The organism is Halodesulfovibrio sp., assembly GCF_015482765.1.
Lineage (GTDB): Bacteria > Desulfobacterota > Desulfovibrionia > Desulfovibrionales > Desulfovibrionaceae > Halodesulfovibrio.
The window spans coordinates 64,548-82,722 of the sequence record NZ_JADMLB010000043.1 but is presented as its reverse complement, the minus strand read 5'-3'; the positions used below and the strand labels follow the sequence as shown (position 1 = coordinate 82,722).

Here is an 18,175-nt window from a genome sequence, read left to right as displayed (position 1 = left end):
TTGTCTCTGACTTTTTAACGCCATTGCAGTACATAATAACATTGTACTGCTAACAAGGTGGGTCATTGTCAGCAGTCTTCTCTCAGTTGCAATTTTTTTACGCTGTACATCATATATAAGGACAGATCATGACTGAACGTGAAGCTCTCGCCCGTCGTATCGACATGGCAGCAGGCCGTATTCCTGTAGACACACTCATTACTAACTGTAACGTGGTTGATGTTTTTGCTCAGACCACCTTCGAAAGCTCTGTTGCCATTGGCGATGGAAAGATCGTCGGTTTCGGAGAGTACGAAGCAGCCAACATTATCGATGCTGAAGGCGGCTACCTTATGCCGGGACTCATCGATGGCCACGTTCACATTGAATCTTCCGTAGTGTCTCCGGCTCAATTTGCGAAATGCGTTCTTCCATACGGAACCACAACAATTGTTGCTGACCCGCATGAAATTGCAAACGTCTGCGGTCTGGAAGGCATCCGCTACATGTTGGACGCTTCAAAAGATTTACCGTTGAATGTACGCATTATGCTCCCGTCTTGTGTGCCTGCTACCCCGTTTGAAAACTCCGGTGCTGTTCTGGAAGCAAAAGAACTTTCCGAGCTTATTGATCACGAAGGCGTACACGGCCTTGCAGAAGTCATGAACTTTCCGGCAGTCGTAAACAGCGATCCTGCCATGCTTGATAAAATCCACATGGCATCATCCCGCGGACGCGTAGCAGACGGACACACCCCTGGTTTATCCGGTCGCGACCTTATTGCCTATGCAGCTTCCGGTATTAAAACAGACCACGAATGTTCTACAATTGAAGAAATGCACGAACGTATCCGCCTTGGCATGTACGTGCTCATTCGTGAAGGTTCCGCAACTAAAGACCTTCGTGCTCTTGCTAAGGGGCTTACTGATGCAAACTACCGTCGTTGTGTATTCTGTACTGATGACCGTGAACCAGCAGATATTCTTGCAAACGGCCACATCAACAAAAACCTCAAAATTGCTGTTGAAGAAGGTATCAACCCGCTTCGAGCAATTACTATCGGCACTCTTAATGCCGCAGAATGCTTCGGCTTAACCGGCAAAGGTGCTATTGCTCCGGGATATGACGCTGACATTATGATTGTTCGCGACCTGAAAGATTTTGAAGTAAGCCACGTGTTCACAAACGGTGACCATATTGCTGAAAACGGCAACCTGCTTGTTGAACCAAAAGAGCTTGTTCGTGATTCTGTACGCGACACCGTAAATCTTTCTGAAATTTCCCGTGATGCGCTGAAATTACAGCTTTCCAGCAATAAAGTTCGCACTATGCGTGTTATTCCTGACACAGTGCTGACTGAAGCAGTTATCAAGGAAGTTGTGCTGGATGAAGACGGCTGCTTCAACCCTAAAGAAAACGAAGGGCTCGCTAAAATTGCTGTTGTAGAGCGTCACAACGCGACCGGAAACATTGGTCTTGGTATTTTTGAAAACTACCACATCAAAAATGGTGCAATTGCTACCACTATTGCTCATGACTCACACAACATCGTTGTCGCCGGTGATAATGATGAAGACATGCTGGTAGCTATTAATGATCTCAAAGAAATCGGCGGCGGTATTACCCTCGTTCGTGACGGCAAGGTTCTTGGACACCTTCCGTTGCCGATTGCCGGCCTTATGTCTGACCAGCCAGCACAGGACGTTGCTGAAAAAATGGAAGAGCTGTTGAATCTTGCCAAAGAATTTAACATCAACCCTAAATTACAGCCGTTCATGACGCTCAGCTTCATGAGCCTTCCAGTTATTCCTGCTCTCAAACTCACAGATGGCGGTCTCTTTGACGTTACCACCTTCTCCTTCGTACCGGTTGAAGTTGAATAAGCCGTCCTTGAGCCCACTGCACGTTATATAAAATACAAAAAGGCTGCCCTTATCAAGGGCAGCCTTTTATTATACCAAGCTTAAAAACGTTATTTCTTACGCCTTACTGTTTCCGTACAGCATATAGCGAAGCTCAGGCAGCGTGCGCCCTGTTTTTTTTGAAAACTTTACAAGCTCTTCATATTCCGGCTTTGAAATGGTCAGCCCGTCAATGGAGTAGCTTTTAGCGTCCATTTCTCCAAAAGGCGTTTCTGCACGCTCTTCTTTACGTGGCAACAGAACACGCTCTGTCTTTTGTCTTCGTATCCCCAGCGTATGAGTATGGGCAAAAAAGAGCTGTTCCATTACTGCCAGATCATCCGGTTTACACAACACTTTCAAGCTGCCGGCAGGACGATTCTTTTTCATAACTCCTGCTGCAAAAAATACATCAAGTGCACCTGCATCCATAAAAATATCAAAGCAGCGGCCTAATTCTTCACCGGTCAAATGATCAATATGACTTTCCAGAACATATATCTCGTCCGTTGTTGCCTGCGAAGGATGCTTTTCAGCCTCTTCGACTTCAAGCAAACTGGCTCGCAAGCCGCCACCGGACTCCCGATGCCCGTAGCCGCTTCCTGTTTGCAGCAACAGCCCTTCTGCACCGGAGGTAAAATTATCCACGAGCTGATCTATCAACAAAGCACCAGTAGGCGTAATCAGCTCCTGTTTGCACTCCGTTGCAAACACAGGTTTACCTTTCAGCAACTCCAGAACGGCTGGAGCCGGAAGCGGCAATGTGCCGTGTTCGCATTCAACCGTACCGGAAAACCACGGTAACTTTGAGGCGGTAATCGTTGTAACACCAAGCTGTTCCACAGCCCAGAAAGCACCGACAACATCAACAAGTGTGTCAATAGCCCCCACTTCGTGAAAATGCACTTCCTGCACAGCTTTGCCATGCACAGCAGCCTCAGTCTCAGCAAGGCGAGTAAAAGCGTTTATCGCTTGCTGCCGAACTGTTGCGGAGACTGCCAGTTTTTCAAGAATAGATACAATTTCCGGCAAGTGACGCAAAGGCTGCCCATCCGGCCATTCAATAGAAACTTTTGTTCCGACAATTGATTGTCTTACTGTACTGACCGGAGCAATTGATACGTAAATCCCTGCTTCAATAAAAATTCGCTGTAACCGCGACAGATCTACTCCCAGTTCATGCATAGCAGCCAAAAACATATCGCCGCCAAGCCCGAATCGACAATCCAGATACAACGCTTTCATTCTCTAATTCCTTCCATCGCACAGAGATTAAGAATATCATTCAATGTAAGACACGATATAAAACACTATTCTTATCTAATCACTAGTAAGCCAACAACGGTACAATGTACAGTCACTTCGATAGAGCAATTTTCGCTTGTTCACCTATAAAATAAATGCTTATATATACAACAAGTATACTATCAATGATCAAACGTATGAGTGTATTTCAGGAGGAAAAATCATGCTGATTCGCGACTGGATGGCAAAAGATGTAATTACTGTCTCGCCCGATACTTCTATGATGAAGGCCTCCAAGGCTTTAAAAGCACACGATATCAGCCGTGTTCCTGTAGTGGATCACAGCGGTCGTGTCGTAGGGATTGTCTCTGACAGAGACATTAAAGAAGCCTCCCCTTCCAAAGCTACAACGCTTGATGTGCACGAGCTTTACTACCTGCTCTCTGAAATCAAGGTAAAAGACATCATGACGGTTGACCCGCTTGTTACAAGCCCGACCAACACAGTTGAAAATGCTGCGATGATGATGATCGAAAAAGACTTCGGCGGTCTGCCTGTGGTTGATGACGATGGTAAACTGGTGGGCATTATTACCGTTAGCGATATTTTCAATGTTCTTATTTCGATTACTGGTGTCCGTCAGGGCGGCGTGCAGTTCGGTATCCGTCTTCCAAACGAAGCCGGAACATTGCGCCCTATCCTTAACGTAATGCGTGCACATAAAGCCCGTATTGTTTCTATTCTCTCCTCAATGGAAGAAGAGGAAGGAAAAGGCACACGTGACGTAAACATCCGCATCATGCCGATGGAAAGAACAAAAGAAAATCAGATCATCGAAGAACTGAAAAGCCAGTTTGATGTTATTTTCTGGGCACGTGACAACGTTCACCCTCAATAACATAATCTTCAACCCCGTACTTCAGTCAGCGGCTCTTTTGAGCCGCTTTCTTTTTTCCCGCGCACAATGCGAGTAATCACTTGCGAGCCTTTGAGTGGCAACATTCTTACTCAATTATGTATCTACTTTGCAACATTGCAGTTGCAGCAATGCAACCGGTTTTATAATTCACACCCGACAAAGTCTGGATTAGCACTTCTATGGGTTTTCATTTTTTCCGATGTCAAACCTAACCTATTATTATTCGTAACAATATCTGCAAGTGCGGAAGCTTGTGTTTTTTGGAACACTGTGGCATCTTAGCGCCGTTGATAGCACTTGTTTTTCGATTTTTCTTGCTTCGTTAAACAACAAGAAAAATCGAATTTTATTGGCTTGCCCATTGACAAAATGACTATCACGGCTTTAACAAGTCAGTGTTTGCTTTATAGAGCAAATCTGGATGGAGACAAGCAGTGGATCACTGCTTTACATCAGGTTGTCAGCTGTTGCTGCAACCCGGCATATGTCTGAGCTAAATATAACGCTTATAGACCATGTCCAAGGAGGACAAAATGGCTGAAATTACTTATGAAGGTAAAACTTTCGAAGTTGATGAAGACGGCTTCCTGCTTAAGTTCGAAGAATGGTGCCCTGAGTGGGTTGACTACGTAAAAGAATCTGAAGGTATCACTGAGATCTCTGAAGATCACCAGAAAATCCTCGACTTCCTTCAGGATTACTACAAAAAGAACGGTATCGCTCCTATGGTGCGTATCCTTTCTAAAAACACCGGCTTCAAACTGAAGCAGGTATACGAACTCTTCCCTTCCGGCCCAGGTAAGGGAGCATGTAAGATGGCTGGTCTTCCTAAGCCTACCGGCTGCGTATAGTCAGCTGATCTTACAGTTTGAGCATGTAAAGCGGGAGATTCGTCTCCCGCTTTTCTTTTGTCTGAAAAACATTACTCACAAGCCTTCTGTGTTTTACCCCATAAAAACACACGTCCCCTCCATGCTTTCGCATAAAGGGGACACATGCCACAACTAAATCGCCTAACGTTTGATATGAAAGTAGCTTAATGCTCGGTAGTCATATCTGCGTTATCAAGCAAATCAATCCATTTCCTCTCTTCTTGCAACAACTCGCTTTCCAGAGCTAATTGCACAGATTCCTGGGTTTCACGCATAGTTCCAAAAAGGTTCTCTACGTGTCCCACTATATTACGCATTATCTCGGGAGAGACGACGAAATCGCCGCAGTCATTTTTCTTAACGGAACGCAGCGTTCCGGAAAACTCTGAAAACTCTTTCCCAAGTTTTAAAATCATATTATCCATGGTATTTTTCAACACGATGACCCTCCAGTGTATAAATTCTATTCTCTGAGTCAGTCTTACTCTTCCAATCCACCGAAAAAGTTCGACTTTCAAGATGCCGCCTAAAACATCCGCAGAGAATCCTTGCTAACACTTAGATTTACAGGACTTTTTGTCCTAAAATTCTTTTTTCTTCTTGCTTGAAGAGCACACTAGACCGGTGGGTGTTTTGCAACAAGTATATTTTTTTCCACAGCCTATGCAAAGTTAAGAACAAATCCAAGTATACCGGTGATACACAGAGTTTTTTTATCGTAAAATTACGCTCAACAATAAAAACACTCATCATGCTAATTAAGCTAACAATAGCAAGTAACATCTTTAAAAACCAATTATTTCTTTAAACATTAGATTCTAATGCTGCAGCTCTGCATAAAAAATTACACAGAGTTTGCTCAGCCCGCGCAGTGTCTAGGTTGACAGCTACCTTGACTTTCAACTTGGTTGCAGAACCAGTACTTTTCAACAGCAAACCACACTTCTGTGGAAAAAGTTCGTAACCCTCAAGAAAGCTTGGTATGTCTGCATCCATCGATCTGTATGTACACACTGACTCATCCAAAAGAGCAAGAATTGTGAGCGGGTCATGCATATGCGCTCCAACCAGATTGCGTTGCTCGATACTCCACGCAAGCCACGGGTCAATACTGCGAACTAAATACTCGCCCAAATCACCCTTTGCAGCGCTACGAATAGCGCGCATGTGCTCGTTACGTAAATAAAAGTGGCTTGTTACGTTCGCAGTAATGAATCTGACGGGAATGCCAGCTTGAAGGACTTCAGCAGTGGCCTGTCTGTCATACCAGGTATTAAACCTAAGAGTATTTTCCCAGACTTCCGGTGAAATATCTCCTGTGTCCCATACAAAGGGTAATTCCCCCTCCTGAGGCTCAAACGAACCACCCATGTGCACAATTTCTTTAATCAAAGGAGCGATGTCAGGTGCTTTGCGCAGTGCTTCTGCAATATTCGTAAAACTTCCCAGCGCTACAATCACAAGTTCATGTGGATTTATCCGAACAGAATCAATAAGAACGTCCGCTCCGGACTGAAGCATGGAAACATCCACTTGAGGAATTTCCGGGGCGTTACACCAATATGCCGTCCCCTTACCGCAAGCCTTTGCTTCTAAAAAGCGATGGTGCGCTTCTCTGTCACCAGAAAGGGGCTTTTCAGCCCCTTTTCCGACAGGAATATCTGTTCTGCCAAACTGTTCCAATAAATGCTTGGTATTACGCGCAGCTTCAAACGCTCTACAATTACACGCTGAAGCCACAATCGCTTTTACATCCACACGTTCTGAAACAAGAGCGACAATAAGCGCAATGCCATCATCAAGATCACGTACAGGCATTCCAAATGCATTGTCTGTATCAATAACAAGAGAAATGCTATTTTTTAAGCACATGCTCTTCCCACCCTTTTTCCAATGCTTCCAACCACTCCGCAGGAATCTCAGGCACTGCAACAGCATTAAGCTCTGCAGGAGAAAGGGTTGCCTCACCTAGGTCAACAGCGTCGAATTGTGCCACAGCATCAGCAGGCAGTTTCTGCATATCAAGAACGGGAAAATCTCCCCACACTTCCGGCGAAAACTTAGAAAGCTGGGCTTCAGGTGAAAGCAAGTAGTTCATAACAACAAGCGCACCGGATTTATTGGGTGCATTCTTAGGAATCGCTGTAAAATGGGTGTTGTAAATAGAACCTTCTTTCATAACCAAAGTACGAACAGTCTCAGGATATGTTCCATCAAGAATACGGTTTTGCGCATGGGTTGGATGATATGCCATCATCATATCAATTTCACCGCGAGAAAACAGTGTTGCCTGAAATGCCGGATCCTTCGGGTACGCGCGTCCTTCCTGCCAAAGGTACGGAGCTATTTCATTCAAATACGCCCAAAGCTTCGGTGCATTTGAGTCAAACAACGCTTGGTCAAATTTTTTCTGGTACTGGCGATGTCCACCTGTAACAGCATAGAACACCTGCCGGATAAATGCTGAGCCAGTGAAGTCCGGTGGTGAAGGGTACGTAAAACGTCCCGGATTTGCCTTCACCCACTCTTTCAACTCAACAAAAGAAGTAGGTGGATGCGGAGTCCGCGAGCTATCAAATTCAAATACAAACTGAGCGCGACCATATGGAGCTTCATACCCTTCTACAGGGTAGCCAAAGTCAGTCGCAGCTTCATCCGGATTCACATACTGCGCATAATTAGGCAAAAGCTGTGTCACAGGCCCTTCAAGCAAATCTGCTTTACGGGCATTTTTAAAATTCTCACCATTAATCCATAGCAGATCAATGCTGCCCCGAGCTTTGCCCGCGCTCTTTTCTGCCAACATCTTATTCATGAAAACAGGCGCACTCATAGGCACACGTTCAATTGTAATCCCGTACTTATCCTTCACAGCCGATGCAACGACGGAATCTATCCAGTCATTTACGTTATTCATACCGCCATACATATAAAAACGTACGGTAGTATTTTTTGCGCTGGCGACATGCTCATTCCAGCTCATCTCGTTAACAGTTTTAGTTGCCTCTTCTGTTGCGCACCCAACAGCAAACACCACAAAAAAACAACTCATCAGCAGCAATAATAAACGGCTTACCTGTTTCACACACACCTCGTAGATTTACCTAATAAACGACCTAAAAATCCTCTCAAAAAAGCATTCTATCCATTGCGGATAGATACTCCTCAACCTTCCTTACTCTTTTGAGATTCAATTTCAGTACTATGTAGATTATCGTAAAATAACAACCACCAACTTGTCCTCCCCTTAGCACTACACAACAAAAAAGGCACTCTATCTAACATGAATAGAGTGCCTTTATAGCTTAAGTTGCTTGTTATCAGTTAAAACAAGCTAATCAACATTTTCGTTGCGACAACAAGAAGTAACACAGCAAAAATTCTGGAAAGTTTAGCAACAGGCAGAGAATGCGCCAGCTTTGCACCAAGCGGAGCTGTAAACCAGCTTGCACTGATAATACCCAACAGAGCAGGAAGGTATACGTACCCGAAGGAGTAAGCCGGTGTTACTGGATCAGAAAAACCTGTAGCAATATAGCCGATAGTGGATGCTACGGCGATAGGAAAGCCAATGGCAGAAGCAGTGCCGATTGCAACATGCATAGGCACGTTACAGAAGGAAAGAAACGGCACAGACATAGTACCGCCGCCGATGCCTACGATACTGGAAACCATACCGATAACACCACCGGCACCGGTAATGCCCACAGTCCCCGGCAATTCGCGACTGGCTTTCGGTTTAATACCGAGCAACATCTGCGACCCGACATAGTACAGGAAGCAGACAAAAATCCCTTTCAGCAAACCGGATGACATTCTTGAGGCAAGCTCGGCTCCCAGTAAGCCGCCGACAATAATCCCCGGAGTAATCAGTCGAAAAACATCCCATCGAACTGCGCCGCGTTTGCTGTGCGCCCTGAAACTTGCGACAGAAGTAAAGATAATAGAAGCAAGAGAGGTACCTAACGCCAAGTGCATCATCACTTCAGGCGGAATTCCCTGCAAAGTAAAACTAAACACAAGCAGCGGAACAATAACCAATCCGCCGCCAATACCAAGTAGCCCTGCCAGCACACCTGCAAATGCCCCAACAGCGAGATACAAAAGCACCACTGAAATCATACAAGTTCTCCATTCTCATTACTCGACAGACGGGGAAAACTTATCCTTCCCCTTCCAATTCGGAAAGCGCCAGCGATTCAACATACGCTATGTGCTCATACATTTCCTTGCGTGCCGTCTCAGGGTCTCTATTTTCAAGCGCCCGCAAGATACGTTCGTGCGTCTCAATAGCCCAATGCCTGCGATGACTGTTCTCCAAGGTAAATTCCAAACTTTGCGCCACAATATCGTGAATACGCGTCACCATTTCCAGCATTACGCTGTTTCTGGTTCCGGCTGCAATTAACTTATGAAATTCGCAGTCAGCTTCAGAGCCGTTACGCCCCTGACTGATTTCATCAATCTGTTCATCCAGAACCCGCCGCAACTCACGTAATTCTTCTTCAGTAATATAGCGCGCTGCTATAGCAGCAATTTGCGGTTCAATAACCTTACGTAATTCGAGAACTTCAACATAGCGGCATTTGTTTCTATCCAGTGCCGCCGCAACAGGCTTCCTTCCTTGAGCTTCTTCTATTTTTCGAACATAGGTTCCATCACCCTGACGTGAAAAAACAAGCCCCTGCTCTTCAAGCTTTCGCAACGCTTCACGCACTCCGTGCCGTGAAACAGAAAAAATGGCAGCAAGCTTTCGCTCAGAAGGCAACCGTTTCCCCGGAGGGAATTCCCCTCGGGTAATAAGATCGCGTAACTCATCAGCAATGTTCTCATGAACACGACGCGGCTTCGTCCCCTGACGATTGGTGTCTTTTCCAGATGATGTCATACCCACTCCTTATATGTGCAGCACAGTATACCATGAGGAGCTGCATTGCTGCCATACAATTGGTCAGACCAATATCAACTTGATAGCAAGCTCAAAATCGTCTGTAAACTAAAAAAGCCAAACTCCTGAACGCTACCGCGTTGGAATTTGGCTTATTATTGTGCTCTCGCACTCTTGATAAGCAACGACGTTACCCTTCAAGAATATGTTCTAATGCTGTGGAAAGCAGTATTGTCACATGATCATCTGCCAGAGAGTAGTACACATTTTTTCCTACTTTTCTGTAGCGAACCAACTTGGCTGCACGCAACAAACGAAGCTGGTGCGACACTGCCGGCTGGCTCATGCCGATAATAGTAACAAGGTCGCAAACGCATAACTCGTGATGTGACAACGCATTCAAAATTCGCATGCGTGTCCCGTCACCCAAAATTTTAAACAGTTCAGAAAGATTGCTCAGCTGCTCAGCAGGCAGCATAGCATCCTGCACCTTCTTTACAGCTTCTTCATGAACACATGTTATCTGACAAACAGGTGTAATTTCAGGCACCCGCTCCTCCTGCAATGTTAGTATACTCGCCAGTAGTTCTGGTTATCCGCAACAATACTGTAGTACACTGATAAAGTCTATTTTAGCAGGAGCATAAAAAAGGTGCTATTCTGCTTCGATGCAAAGAGGCACCGCAGCACGAACCAGTGTTCCCTGCCCCGTATACGATAGAATATCAAGAGTACCGTTTGCAAGCTCTATGCGTTCGCGCATACTTCCGAGCCCCACACCGTCCCTTGAGCAAGTCTCAACTGCAAATCCGTCTCCGTCATCCTGAACATACAGAACACAACTTTCCCCTTCCTGCTTGATGTGCAACGAAACATTGCCTCCCTCGCTATGTTTTGCAGCATTTGAAATTGCTTCCTGTGCAACTCGAAAAAGGACTGTCTTCTGTAACTCGCTGAAAAACTGTTCCGAAAGTTCAAACGTACCTGTAAAGGAAAATGTAGGGTGCATAATAGATGCCTCATTCAACAACCAGCGTAATGCAGAAATTAAGCCGAGATCGTCCAAAATTGTCGGGCGTAATGCCATAATAATATGACGTAATTCAACAATTGCCCCCTGCAGCAACTCGATCATTTTTTCAAGCTTTTCAGAGGAAACCTGCCCGCCCCGATCCATGCGAGCCACTTCACTCTCAAGCAAGTATTTTATGCCTGAAATCGTCTGTGCTGTACTGTCATGCAATTCACGACCTATACGCTTTCGTTCATCTTCCTGAGCAGAAAGAACTCTTTTAGATAAAAGCTTCATTTGCTCGGATGTACGCTTTTCAAACGTCACATCTTCCGCGTAAATCGCTACTGCGCTGATATCCAGACTTTCCGTAAACACAGGGTAAAATGAAACAGTCCAGCAACGGTTCACATCTGTCTCTATATGTTCTGCCATTCCCATGACCAGCACAGCATCAAAAGCCCCTCTCCATGCACTGGCCACCTTGTCGTTCAACATGGAAAAAAGATTCACACTTCGGGAAGGCTGTCCTATACATTTAAACTCTTCCCCAGCAGCATGATTCATTGTGATTATAAGCCCTTCCGGATCGACTAATAACGCACAGTCGCTTGTTGCATTCATGAGCGCCTTCAGGTTGTTCTGATGCTCATGCGCTTTACGCTCAGCTTCAATCCTTTCGCTAATATCTGCAACAACTGTGTAAATAAGCTTACGCCCTTTATTCTTTGCCAAAACAAAATGAACTTCGACGTATCGCATGGTTTCATCATGCAAGCGATGCAGTGCTGTAAAAGAAACATGGCCGGAACGCTTTACTTCCTCAACTCGATCCTGCACTGCAGACAACGACATTCCAGTCACAACCTGCAATTTCTGTCCTGCCATTAAATCCAGTTCATAGCCGTAAAAATCTGCTGCTCCAATATTTGCTTCTACAATCTCAAACGAGTTCGCATCCCAAAAAAAACGAACACCATATTCATTTAAAAAAAGGTTTCTGAACTGCTCTTCGCTCTCTTTCAAAGCCTGTTGCTGCTGTTGGCTCCGCTCTATTTGCTCTTCCAGTGTATTATTCAACTTTGCGAGAATCGTTGTGCGTTCTTTTACACGCTCTTCAAGTTCATCACGGGTTTGCTTCAAGCTTATCTGTGCTGTTTTCTGATGTGTAATATCCGTAGCAACAAACAAAAAGACAGGGGCTGTATTGCCAGCCTTGATAATTTTTGTTTGCGTTTCGAACCACTCATACGTGCCATGTTCACTAAGCTTGCAACACTCACTGCTAAATTCGCCTTTAGTCTCTTTAACAGTACAGACACTTTTACCAACACAGCGCCATAGGTTCCCCTTTTTGTCCATAAGGCACTGCGAGGAATTTTCTTTCATTGAGCCAAAATAGGAAGAAAATTTTTTGTTCCAGTACAGCGGAAAAAGATCTTCGGAAAACAACGCAACAGCCATAGGGCCAGAACCTAAAACAGTAAGTAAAAGGTCATACGATAACGCTCCTGATGCGGCCTGCTCACTTTCGCACCAAATACACGCATCGGCGTCACAAATATGCTTTGCCGCAAATGCTTCAAAATCGTTATGCCCCAATTGCAAATTAGAACTGTTTTTTCCCTGTTTGTTTTTTTCCGACAGACCCGACATGCAATTCTCCAATATGTAAAGTAGACTATTCGGCTACTCATACTCATACGGAAAATAGGGTTAAATGCAACACGTTGCGACACTTTCTAAAACGTTTCCCCACAAGTCTACGTCCCAAAGCACTCCCGCACCATCGACTCTCTTCACTCAACATGTCGATAACATTCTATTATCAGTACTTATAATAACAAAAACACCCTACAGAGAGTACTCTCTGCAGGGTGTTATGGTCAGTACTTTTGCCTACCGATTATCCATAAGGACAATCACTGTCAGCAACAGGTCAAACATACGCTTTACTATGCGCCAGCACCTTCCATAAGAGCTGTCGCTAATGAAGCAATACGTTCTGGATCATCACTGGAGAGCAGCTCCTGTAATGACTCGAATGGCAACATAGTGCTGTCATAATCAACGGTAAGCGTTTGGGTAAAAATATTCAAATTAGTTTTCTTTATGGCAGAGCTACCACCTTTGGCGGCATTTTGTAATTCCGGTAACTTAGGATGATTACGGATGGCTAAGTTCACCTTAACTTTCAGTCTGCCCGGAGTATGTTGCTTTACTGTAAGGTATTCTTTTAATTCTGCTAAAACACGTAAATCCATTATATAATGTCTCCCGAGACACTCTCATACCAAATGCAGTCTGATTTATTACAAATGATATTTTTTTCTATAAAAAATGCAGTGGTTCAGTACCACTTCACCACATTATTTGCAAACAATAGCAAGGGCGTTCAACTATGTTAAATTACAACAAATCAATGATATGGAATATGACCCGCAATTGTAATTTTCAATGTTCATACTGTTACTTCCCCCATCAAAATACGAAAATTGAAAACCCGATCTCTACATCCACTTTATTGAACTTCCTTTCTACAAATAATGACAAATGGTTAGTAGGAATGACTGGTGGTGAGCCATTCATCTATCCAAATTTTGTTTCATTATGTGAAGCTATTACCCAAAAACATTACATAGGTGTGGACACAAACTTAAGTCTTTCAAAGCAAATTAAAGAATTTGCAAAAAGGATTTCTCCTTCTCGCGTTAATGACATTTATGCCTCTTTGCATATTGAAGAGCGAGAAAAACGTAATGCAGTCACTCAGTTTATTGAGAATTATCATACTCTTGCTAATGCCGGCTTCACTATCAAAGTAAACTACGTGCTCCATCCTCTGATGGAAGATAGATACCAGAATGACATAGATTTCTTTAAAAAGAACGGTGTACCAATTACACCAAGACCCTTCAAAGGCATGTTTGAAGGGAAAAAGTATCCACAGAATTACTCAGAAGAAAGTAAACATATTTTTGCGTTGCACCCCGAAGCAGGAATAAAAATGGTTTTCAACTTCCGCGGGGTAGATTGTGACGGCGGACATTCATTTATTCGTATGGAGCCAGACGGAACGATTTTCCGCTGCCCAGGAGATCGTACCGTACTTGGAAACATTCACGATTCAGTCTCTCTTTATGAAAGCGCAACTCCTTGCAATGTAAACAGATGTCCTTGTCAGGGCGTACACTACGTAAAGCTCAACCCAGCTGAGAACTGGTTTATTGAAGGAATGCGCTCTTTCATTACCGGCGCAGAAAAAAGCGCAGCCAACGCATTTCGTCAAACATTACTTTACGACAGTGAACACTCCAGCGCGTTAAACAACATTGGTGTCTTTGCTTTTAGTAATAATGACATCCCCCACGCCAAACGTCTTTTTAAGCACGCTGCCAGAATTCATCCGAACATTGCACTCTACCGGAAGAACCTTGCACTTACTGAGTCCGCTGACCCTGAGACCCAACAGCTAGGCGCATCCCCTCAACTTAGTGAAATAGTCCGTCCCAGTGCCTTTCTCGCAGAAAAAATTGATACAGAATAATGCCGGTCATCTTTATCCGAATAAAACAACTCACTGTATTACAAAAACAATAATACTATTTTTTCCCGTAATGATTCACAGACTTAAATACTTGCAACGTACTGTGAACGTCTTACCAAGGTGCAGAAATTACTCATGAGTTCTACATACAATATTCTCATGTATTCACATGATACTTACGGGCTGGGGCATATTCGCCGAACGATGGCAATTGCACGTAATCTAAGCGATCCTGATGTTAACATCCTCATTCTCACTGGATCTCCAATAGCCGGACGTTTTCCTATTCCTCTGGGAGTAGACTTTGTACGTATCCCCGGCATGATTAAACAAAGCAATACAGTGTATGTTCCCCATTCCATTAAGGTAAACCCTCAAAAAGCTCTTGAAATACGGCAAGAAATAATCACTGCCACTGCAAAGTCTTTTGATCCCGACCTATTTATCGTGGATAAAGTTCCTGTAGGATTAAAAGGTGAAGTGCTTCCTGTACTGCAATGGTTCAAGACATCCAGACCTGAAACCAAAGTAGTTCTCGGGCTGCGGGACATCCTAGATGATTCAGCCTCAACCCGTGCTGAATGGAATGACAAAAACTACTTCAATGTATTGGATTCGCTCTATTCAGAGATCTGGATTTATGGACAAGAAAATTTCTACAACCCGATTGTAGAATACGGTCTACCACCTTCCATCAGTAATAAGTGCGTTTTCACAGGGTATATCCCCCGCCAGACACCAGAACGCAAGATAACACTAAAGCAACTTCTCAATGGGAATGGAAACGGAAACGGTGACACAGACACGTGCAAGCTAATCGTTGTTACTGCTGGTGGCGGAGGCGATGGCTACCACATGCTGGATACGTATCTGTCGATGGTCGAAGAAAATCCTAACCTGCCATTTAAAACATATATGGTGTCAGGCCCGTTTGTGCCGCAGGATCTGCAAGACAGCCTTGCCCGCAGAGCTAAGAAAGCGGGGGTTATTTTTGCCACCTTCCATAAACGATTGGAAAAAATTATGGCTGCAGCAGACCTCGTTGTCAGTATGGGCGGTTACAATACAATCTGCGAAATTCTTTCACTAAAAAAACCTTCGTTGATCATTCCACGAGAAAGTCCACGACTTGAACAGCTCATCCGTGCACGGGTTCTTCAGTCTGCCCACCTTGCAGATTACATAAAATGGGACTGCCTGACGACGGATTCACTACGGGACAAAGTAATCTCCATGCTGGAAGACTCCTCCCAGTATAAACAGAGTATCAATGCATTCTCCATGACAGGTCTTGATGTTATTCGCTCCCGCCTCTCTGTTTTCAAAGGAGACTCTATCCATGCATAGTACACCAACTCTGGGCATGATTTTGAAAGGATACCCTAGAATCTCTGAGACATTTATTTCAAACGAAATAAAGCTATTGGAAGAACAAGGGTTTACCATTCATATTTTTTCTATGCGTAAACCCCGCGAAACCTTTTCTCATAAGTCGGTAAAGGCTATCCACGCCAAGGTTACATATCTTCCGGAATATCTTTCTTTAGGCTTTCCACGATTGCTGTGGAACACACTTCTTTGTGCGTTGTTCCACACCCCAACATTTTGGAAGACTTTCAAATTCTTCCTCTCACGTTTTCGCGGTACAGCCAAAGTACACACTTGGATAAAACATTTTATGCAGGCATGTGTTGTTGCAAATGCGATTCCTGAATATAACATTACACATTTGCACAGTCATTTTGCACACACACCAACATCCGTAGCCATGTATGCTGCACAACTTGCCAATATACCGTTCAGCTTCACAGCTCACGCTAAGGATATCTACACACAAAAACCGGAAAGACTCGCGCAAAAAATGCAACGGGCATTGTTTGTGGTAACCTGCACCAAATACAACCAACTCGCTCTTGAAACCATTGCCAGAACCTTCCCTGCTCCCAAAGCGACACCTCCCTATGCGCTAGCTCCGGTCAAAGACGGTTCTCCGGTACGAACGCCACAGCCAGGTTACTGCCCTATCCATACAGTGTACCACGGAATAGACCTTTCCCTTTTTTCAACACAGCAAAAAAGCCTGACCACAGAACCTCCTTATTCAATACTCACTGTTGCACGTCTTGTTGAAAAGAAAGGTCTCACTACAATATTTGAAAGCCTGCGCCTGCTTCTGTTGAAAAACATTCCTTTTACTTACACGCTCATTGGCGAAGGGCCTCTCCTCGATACACTCGAGAGTCTTGCGTACCAGTACGGCTTACGAGATTTTGTGACATTCACAGGCACGCTCCCTCATGAAGAAGTGCTCAGCCACTACCGAAAAGCAGATATGTTTTTATTAGGATGTACCACCGCTCATGATGGCGACCGAGACGGTATCCCTAACGTCCTCGCCGAGGCAATGGCTATGGGGGTTCCAGTTGTTGCCACTAAGGTTTCAGGTATTCCGGAACTCGTTGAGCACAAAAAATCCGGCATACTTGTGCAGTGCAATAAAGCAGAAGAGCTTGCAGATGCCACAATTGAAATTTTAACAAACGAAGCCTTACGCCAAACCATTATATCTGAAGCTGAACGCAAGGTGCATAAGGTCTTTAACAACAGACTCCTCATTACAAAACTTGGTGAAATTTACGAAGAAAACGGTGTTGCCAGAGAAGAAGCAGATACGATGTCGGAAATGGAGTGGTCGTCTTCATGAAGCTTGCGTTCTGTACCCCGTTCAAACCGCTGACACATCCCAGAATCTCAGGAGATGTGACCATTGCGGATGATCTTGCAACGTTTTTCCGTACACGCGGGCATGATGTATGGCTCGTTCCCCATGTGACTACCCGTTATATATGGAAGAGACCGCAAGACTGGGCACAGACATTCGCCACCATGCAACTTGTTCGAGAAACACTGCACAGCCATGAAAAACCGGATATCTGGTTTACCTATCACTCGTATTATAAGGCGCCGGATATTCTTGGTTCATTGGCAGTAAGGGCAGAGATACCCTACACTATTTTTGCCCCATCACATGCACTTAAACGGAAAAGAGTCTGGAAAACAAAACCGGGGTACTACTTAAATAAGCGAGCCCTGCAACATGCAGATCATTTATTTACAAACAAGCAACGAGATCTCGAAGGACTGGAACAACTTGTTCCATCCAGCCATATTTCGTTTGTTCCTCCGGGAATAAAAACTGACGATTTTTTGCGTGACGAACAAGCACGGCATAAAAAAAGAACAGCATGGAATGCTTCAGACAAAACTATTGTGCTCACAGTCGCAATGTTGCGTGAAGGGACGAAATCAGAAGGTGTCGAGTACGTCATAAAAGCATGCGAAAAGCTCGCCGTGCTGGATGACTCTATTTTCCTCGTCATTGCCGGAGACGGTACTATGCGTTCCAGCTTGGAGGAAAAAGCACAGCAGGCTCTTCCGGATAAACATTTATTTCTGGGAGCAGTTCCATCCACCGAACTGCCGGAGGTGTACTCCGCTAGCGACATTTTTGCTTTCCCCGGAATCAATGAAGGGCTGGGCATGGTCTATCTTGAAGCACAAAGCTGCGGACTGCCTGTCGTTGCATGGGATCATGATGGTGCCCCCCAAGTTGTAGCGGACGGAACAACTGGATTTATTACCCCTTCATTCGACATAGAAGCCTTTATTGCAGGTATTCAAAAACTTGCCGCCTCACCTGAACTACGCGCAACCATGGGAATCGCGGCAAGAGCTTATGTCACACAAGAGCATGACATCTATAAAAATTACAAACTGCTAGAAGAAAAATTACATTCTCTCATTTATTGATA

The 18,175-nt window shown here is 44.5% G+C and carries 16 protein-coding genes; 7 read left to right on the top strand and 9 right to left on the bottom strand.

Annotated elements, in window-relative coordinates:
• The first annotated feature begins 128 nt into the window (after positions 1 to 128).
• Positions 129 to 1,862: an adenine deaminase gene (ade, locus tag QZY95_RS06850; protein WP_290921087.1), complete on the top strand. Its 1,734-nt coding sequence runs from the start codon at positions 129 to 131 to the stop codon at positions 1,860 to 1,862.
• Between the two features lie 96 nt (positions 1,863 to 1,958).
• Here ade and larC read toward each other — a convergent pair whose 3' ends face one another.
• Complete coding sequence (larC, locus tag QZY95_RS06845) at positions 1,959 to 3,125, bottom strand: nickel pincer cofactor biosynthesis protein LarC (protein WP_290921084.1); 1,167 nt, start codon at positions 3,123 to 3,125, stop codon at positions 1,959 to 1,961.
• A gap of 223 nt (positions 3,126 to 3,348) precedes the next feature.
• Here larC and QZY95_RS06840 point away from each other — a divergent pair, with 223 nt between their 5' ends.
• Both QZY95_RS06840 and QZY95_RS06835 read left to right on the top strand, forming a co-directional pair.
• A complete protein-coding gene (locus QZY95_RS06840) occupies positions 3,349 to 4,023 on the top strand; it encodes a CBS and ACT domain-containing protein (RefSeq protein WP_290921081.1) in 675 nt (224 codons plus the stop codon).
• A 554-nt stretch (positions 4,024 to 4,577) separates the two neighbouring features.
• Positions 4,578 to 4,895, top strand: a complete 318-nt coding sequence (locus QZY95_RS06835) for a TusE/DsrC/DsvC family sulfur relay protein (protein WP_290921078.1) — start codon at positions 4,578 to 4,580, stop codon at positions 4,893 to 4,895.
• A 185-nt stretch (positions 4,896 to 5,080) separates the two neighbouring features.
• Here the strand turns inward: QZY95_RS06835 and QZY95_RS06830 are convergent, their stop codons facing one another.
• The 8 genes from QZY95_RS06830 to QZY95_RS06795 form a co-directional block, all read right to left on the bottom strand.
• Positions 5,081 to 5,356: a hypothetical protein gene (locus QZY95_RS06830; RefSeq protein ID WP_290921075.1), complete on the bottom strand. Its 276-nt coding sequence runs from the start codon at positions 5,354 to 5,356 to the stop codon at positions 5,081 to 5,083.
• 364 nt (positions 5,357 to 5,720) lie between these two features.
• On the bottom strand, positions 5,721 to 6,788 hold the full coding sequence (locus QZY95_RS06825) for a nucleoside hydrolase (RefSeq protein ID WP_290921073.1): 1,068 nt from the start codon (positions 6,786 to 6,788) through the stop codon (positions 5,721 to 5,723).
• Positions 6,772 to 8,001: an ABC transporter substrate-binding protein gene (locus tag QZY95_RS06820; RefSeq protein WP_290921068.1), complete on the bottom strand. Its 1,230-nt coding sequence runs from the start codon at positions 7,999 to 8,001 to the stop codon at positions 6,772 to 6,774. Before QZY95_RS06820 ends, QZY95_RS06825 begins: the two co-directional genes overlap by 17 nt.
• Positions 8,002 to 8,240: 239 nt before the next feature.
• Positions 8,241 to 9,038, bottom strand: a complete 798-nt coding sequence (locus tag QZY95_RS06815; RefSeq protein WP_290921064.1) for a sulfite exporter TauE/SafE family protein — start codon at positions 9,036 to 9,038, stop codon at positions 8,241 to 8,243.
• A gap of 40 nt (positions 9,039 to 9,078) precedes the next feature.
• Positions 9,079 to 9,804, bottom strand: a complete 726-nt coding sequence (locus tag QZY95_RS06810; RefSeq protein WP_290921058.1) for a FadR/GntR family transcriptional regulator — start codon at positions 9,802 to 9,804, stop codon at positions 9,079 to 9,081.
• A gap of 190 nt (positions 9,805 to 9,994) precedes the next feature.
• A complete protein-coding gene (locus QZY95_RS06805; protein WP_290921052.1) occupies positions 9,995 to 10,354 on the bottom strand; it encodes a metalloregulator ArsR/SmtB family transcription factor in 360 nt (119 codons plus the stop codon).
• A gap of 105 nt (positions 10,355 to 10,459) precedes the next feature.
• Complete coding sequence (locus QZY95_RS06800; protein ID WP_290921049.1) at positions 10,460 to 12,472, bottom strand: PAS domain S-box protein; 2,013 nt, start codon at positions 12,470 to 12,472, stop codon at positions 10,460 to 10,462.
• A 299-nt stretch (positions 12,473 to 12,771) separates the two neighbouring features.
• Positions 12,772 to 13,080, bottom strand: a complete 309-nt coding sequence (locus tag QZY95_RS06795; protein ID WP_290921044.1) for a hypothetical protein — start codon at positions 13,078 to 13,080, stop codon at positions 12,772 to 12,774.
• A gap of 170 nt (positions 13,081 to 13,250) precedes the next feature.
• Here QZY95_RS06795 and QZY95_RS06790 point away from each other — a divergent pair, with 170 nt between their 5' ends.
• The 4 genes from QZY95_RS06790 (at position 13,251) to QZY95_RS06775 (ending at position 18,173) form a co-directional block, all read left to right on the top strand.
• Entirely contained in the window at positions 13,251 to 14,363 is a 1,113-nt protein-coding gene (locus tag QZY95_RS06790; RefSeq protein WP_290921040.1) for a radical SAM protein, read from the top strand.
• Positions 14,364 to 14,498: 135 nt separating this feature from the next.
• Positions 14,499 to 15,710 (top strand): glycosyltransferase, encoded by a 1,212-nt coding sequence (locus tag QZY95_RS06785; protein ID WP_290921035.1) that lies wholly within the window; start codon positions 14,499 to 14,501, stop codon positions 15,708 to 15,710.
• Complete coding sequence (locus tag QZY95_RS06780) at positions 15,703 to 17,067, top strand: glycosyltransferase family 4 protein (protein WP_290921032.1); 1,365 nt, start codon at positions 15,703 to 15,705, stop codon at positions 17,065 to 17,067. Before QZY95_RS06785 ends, QZY95_RS06780 begins: the two co-directional genes overlap by 8 nt.
• Positions 17,064 to 18,173 (top strand): glycosyltransferase family 4 protein, encoded by a 1,110-nt coding sequence (locus QZY95_RS06775; protein ID WP_290921025.1) that lies wholly within the window; start codon positions 17,064 to 17,066, stop codon positions 18,171 to 18,173. The genes QZY95_RS06780 and QZY95_RS06775 overlap by 4 nt, the downstream gene beginning before the upstream one ends.
• Positions 18,174 to 18,175 lie beyond the last annotated feature (2 nt).

Excerpts from the sequence above, each read along its gene's own strand:
- ade (WP_290921087.1), top strand. The coding sequence starts at position 129 with ATGACTGAACGTGAAGCTCTCGCCCGTCGTATCGACATGGCAGCAGGC.
- larC (WP_290921084.1), bottom strand. The coding sequence starts at position 3,125 with ATGAAAGCGTTGTATCTGGATTGTCGATTCGGGCTTGGCGGCGATATG.
- QZY95_RS06840 (WP_290921081.1), top strand. The coding sequence starts at position 3,349 with ATGCTGATTCGCGACTGGATGGCAAAAGATGTAATTACTGTCTCGCCC.
- QZY95_RS06835 (WP_290921078.1), top strand. The coding sequence starts at position 4,578 with ATGGCTGAAATTACTTATGAAGGTAAAACTTTCGAAGTTGATGAAGAC.
- QZY95_RS06825 (WP_290921073.1), bottom strand. The coding sequence starts at position 6,788 with ATGTGCTTAAAAAATAGCATTTCTCTTGTTATTGATACAGACAATGCA.
- QZY95_RS06815 (WP_290921064.1), bottom strand. The coding sequence starts at position 9,038 with ATGATTTCAGTGGTGCTTTTGTATCTCGCTGTTGGGGCATTTGCAGGT.
- QZY95_RS06810 (WP_290921058.1), bottom strand. The coding sequence starts at position 9,804 with ATGACATCATCTGGAAAAGACACCAATCGTCAGGGGACGAAGCCGCGT.
- QZY95_RS06800 (WP_290921049.1), bottom strand. The coding sequence starts at position 12,472 with ATGTCGGGTCTGTCGGAAAAAAACAAACAGGGAAAAAACAGTTCTAAT.
- QZY95_RS06795 (WP_290921044.1), bottom strand. The coding sequence starts at position 13,080 with ATGGATTTACGTGTTTTAGCAGAATTAAAAGAATACCTTACAGTAAAG.
- QZY95_RS06790 (WP_290921040.1), top strand. The coding sequence starts at position 13,251 with ATGACCCGCAATTGTAATTTTCAATGTTCATACTGTTACTTCCCCCAT.
- QZY95_RS06785 (WP_290921035.1), top strand. The coding sequence starts at position 14,499 with ATGAGTTCTACATACAATATTCTCATGTATTCACATGATACTTACGGG.
- QZY95_RS06780 (WP_290921032.1), top strand. The coding sequence starts at position 15,703 with ATGCATAGTACACCAACTCTGGGCATGATTTTGAAAGGATACCCTAGA.
- QZY95_RS06775 (WP_290921025.1), top strand. The coding sequence starts at position 17,064 with ATGAAGCTTGCGTTCTGTACCCCGTTCAAACCGCTGACACATCCCAGA.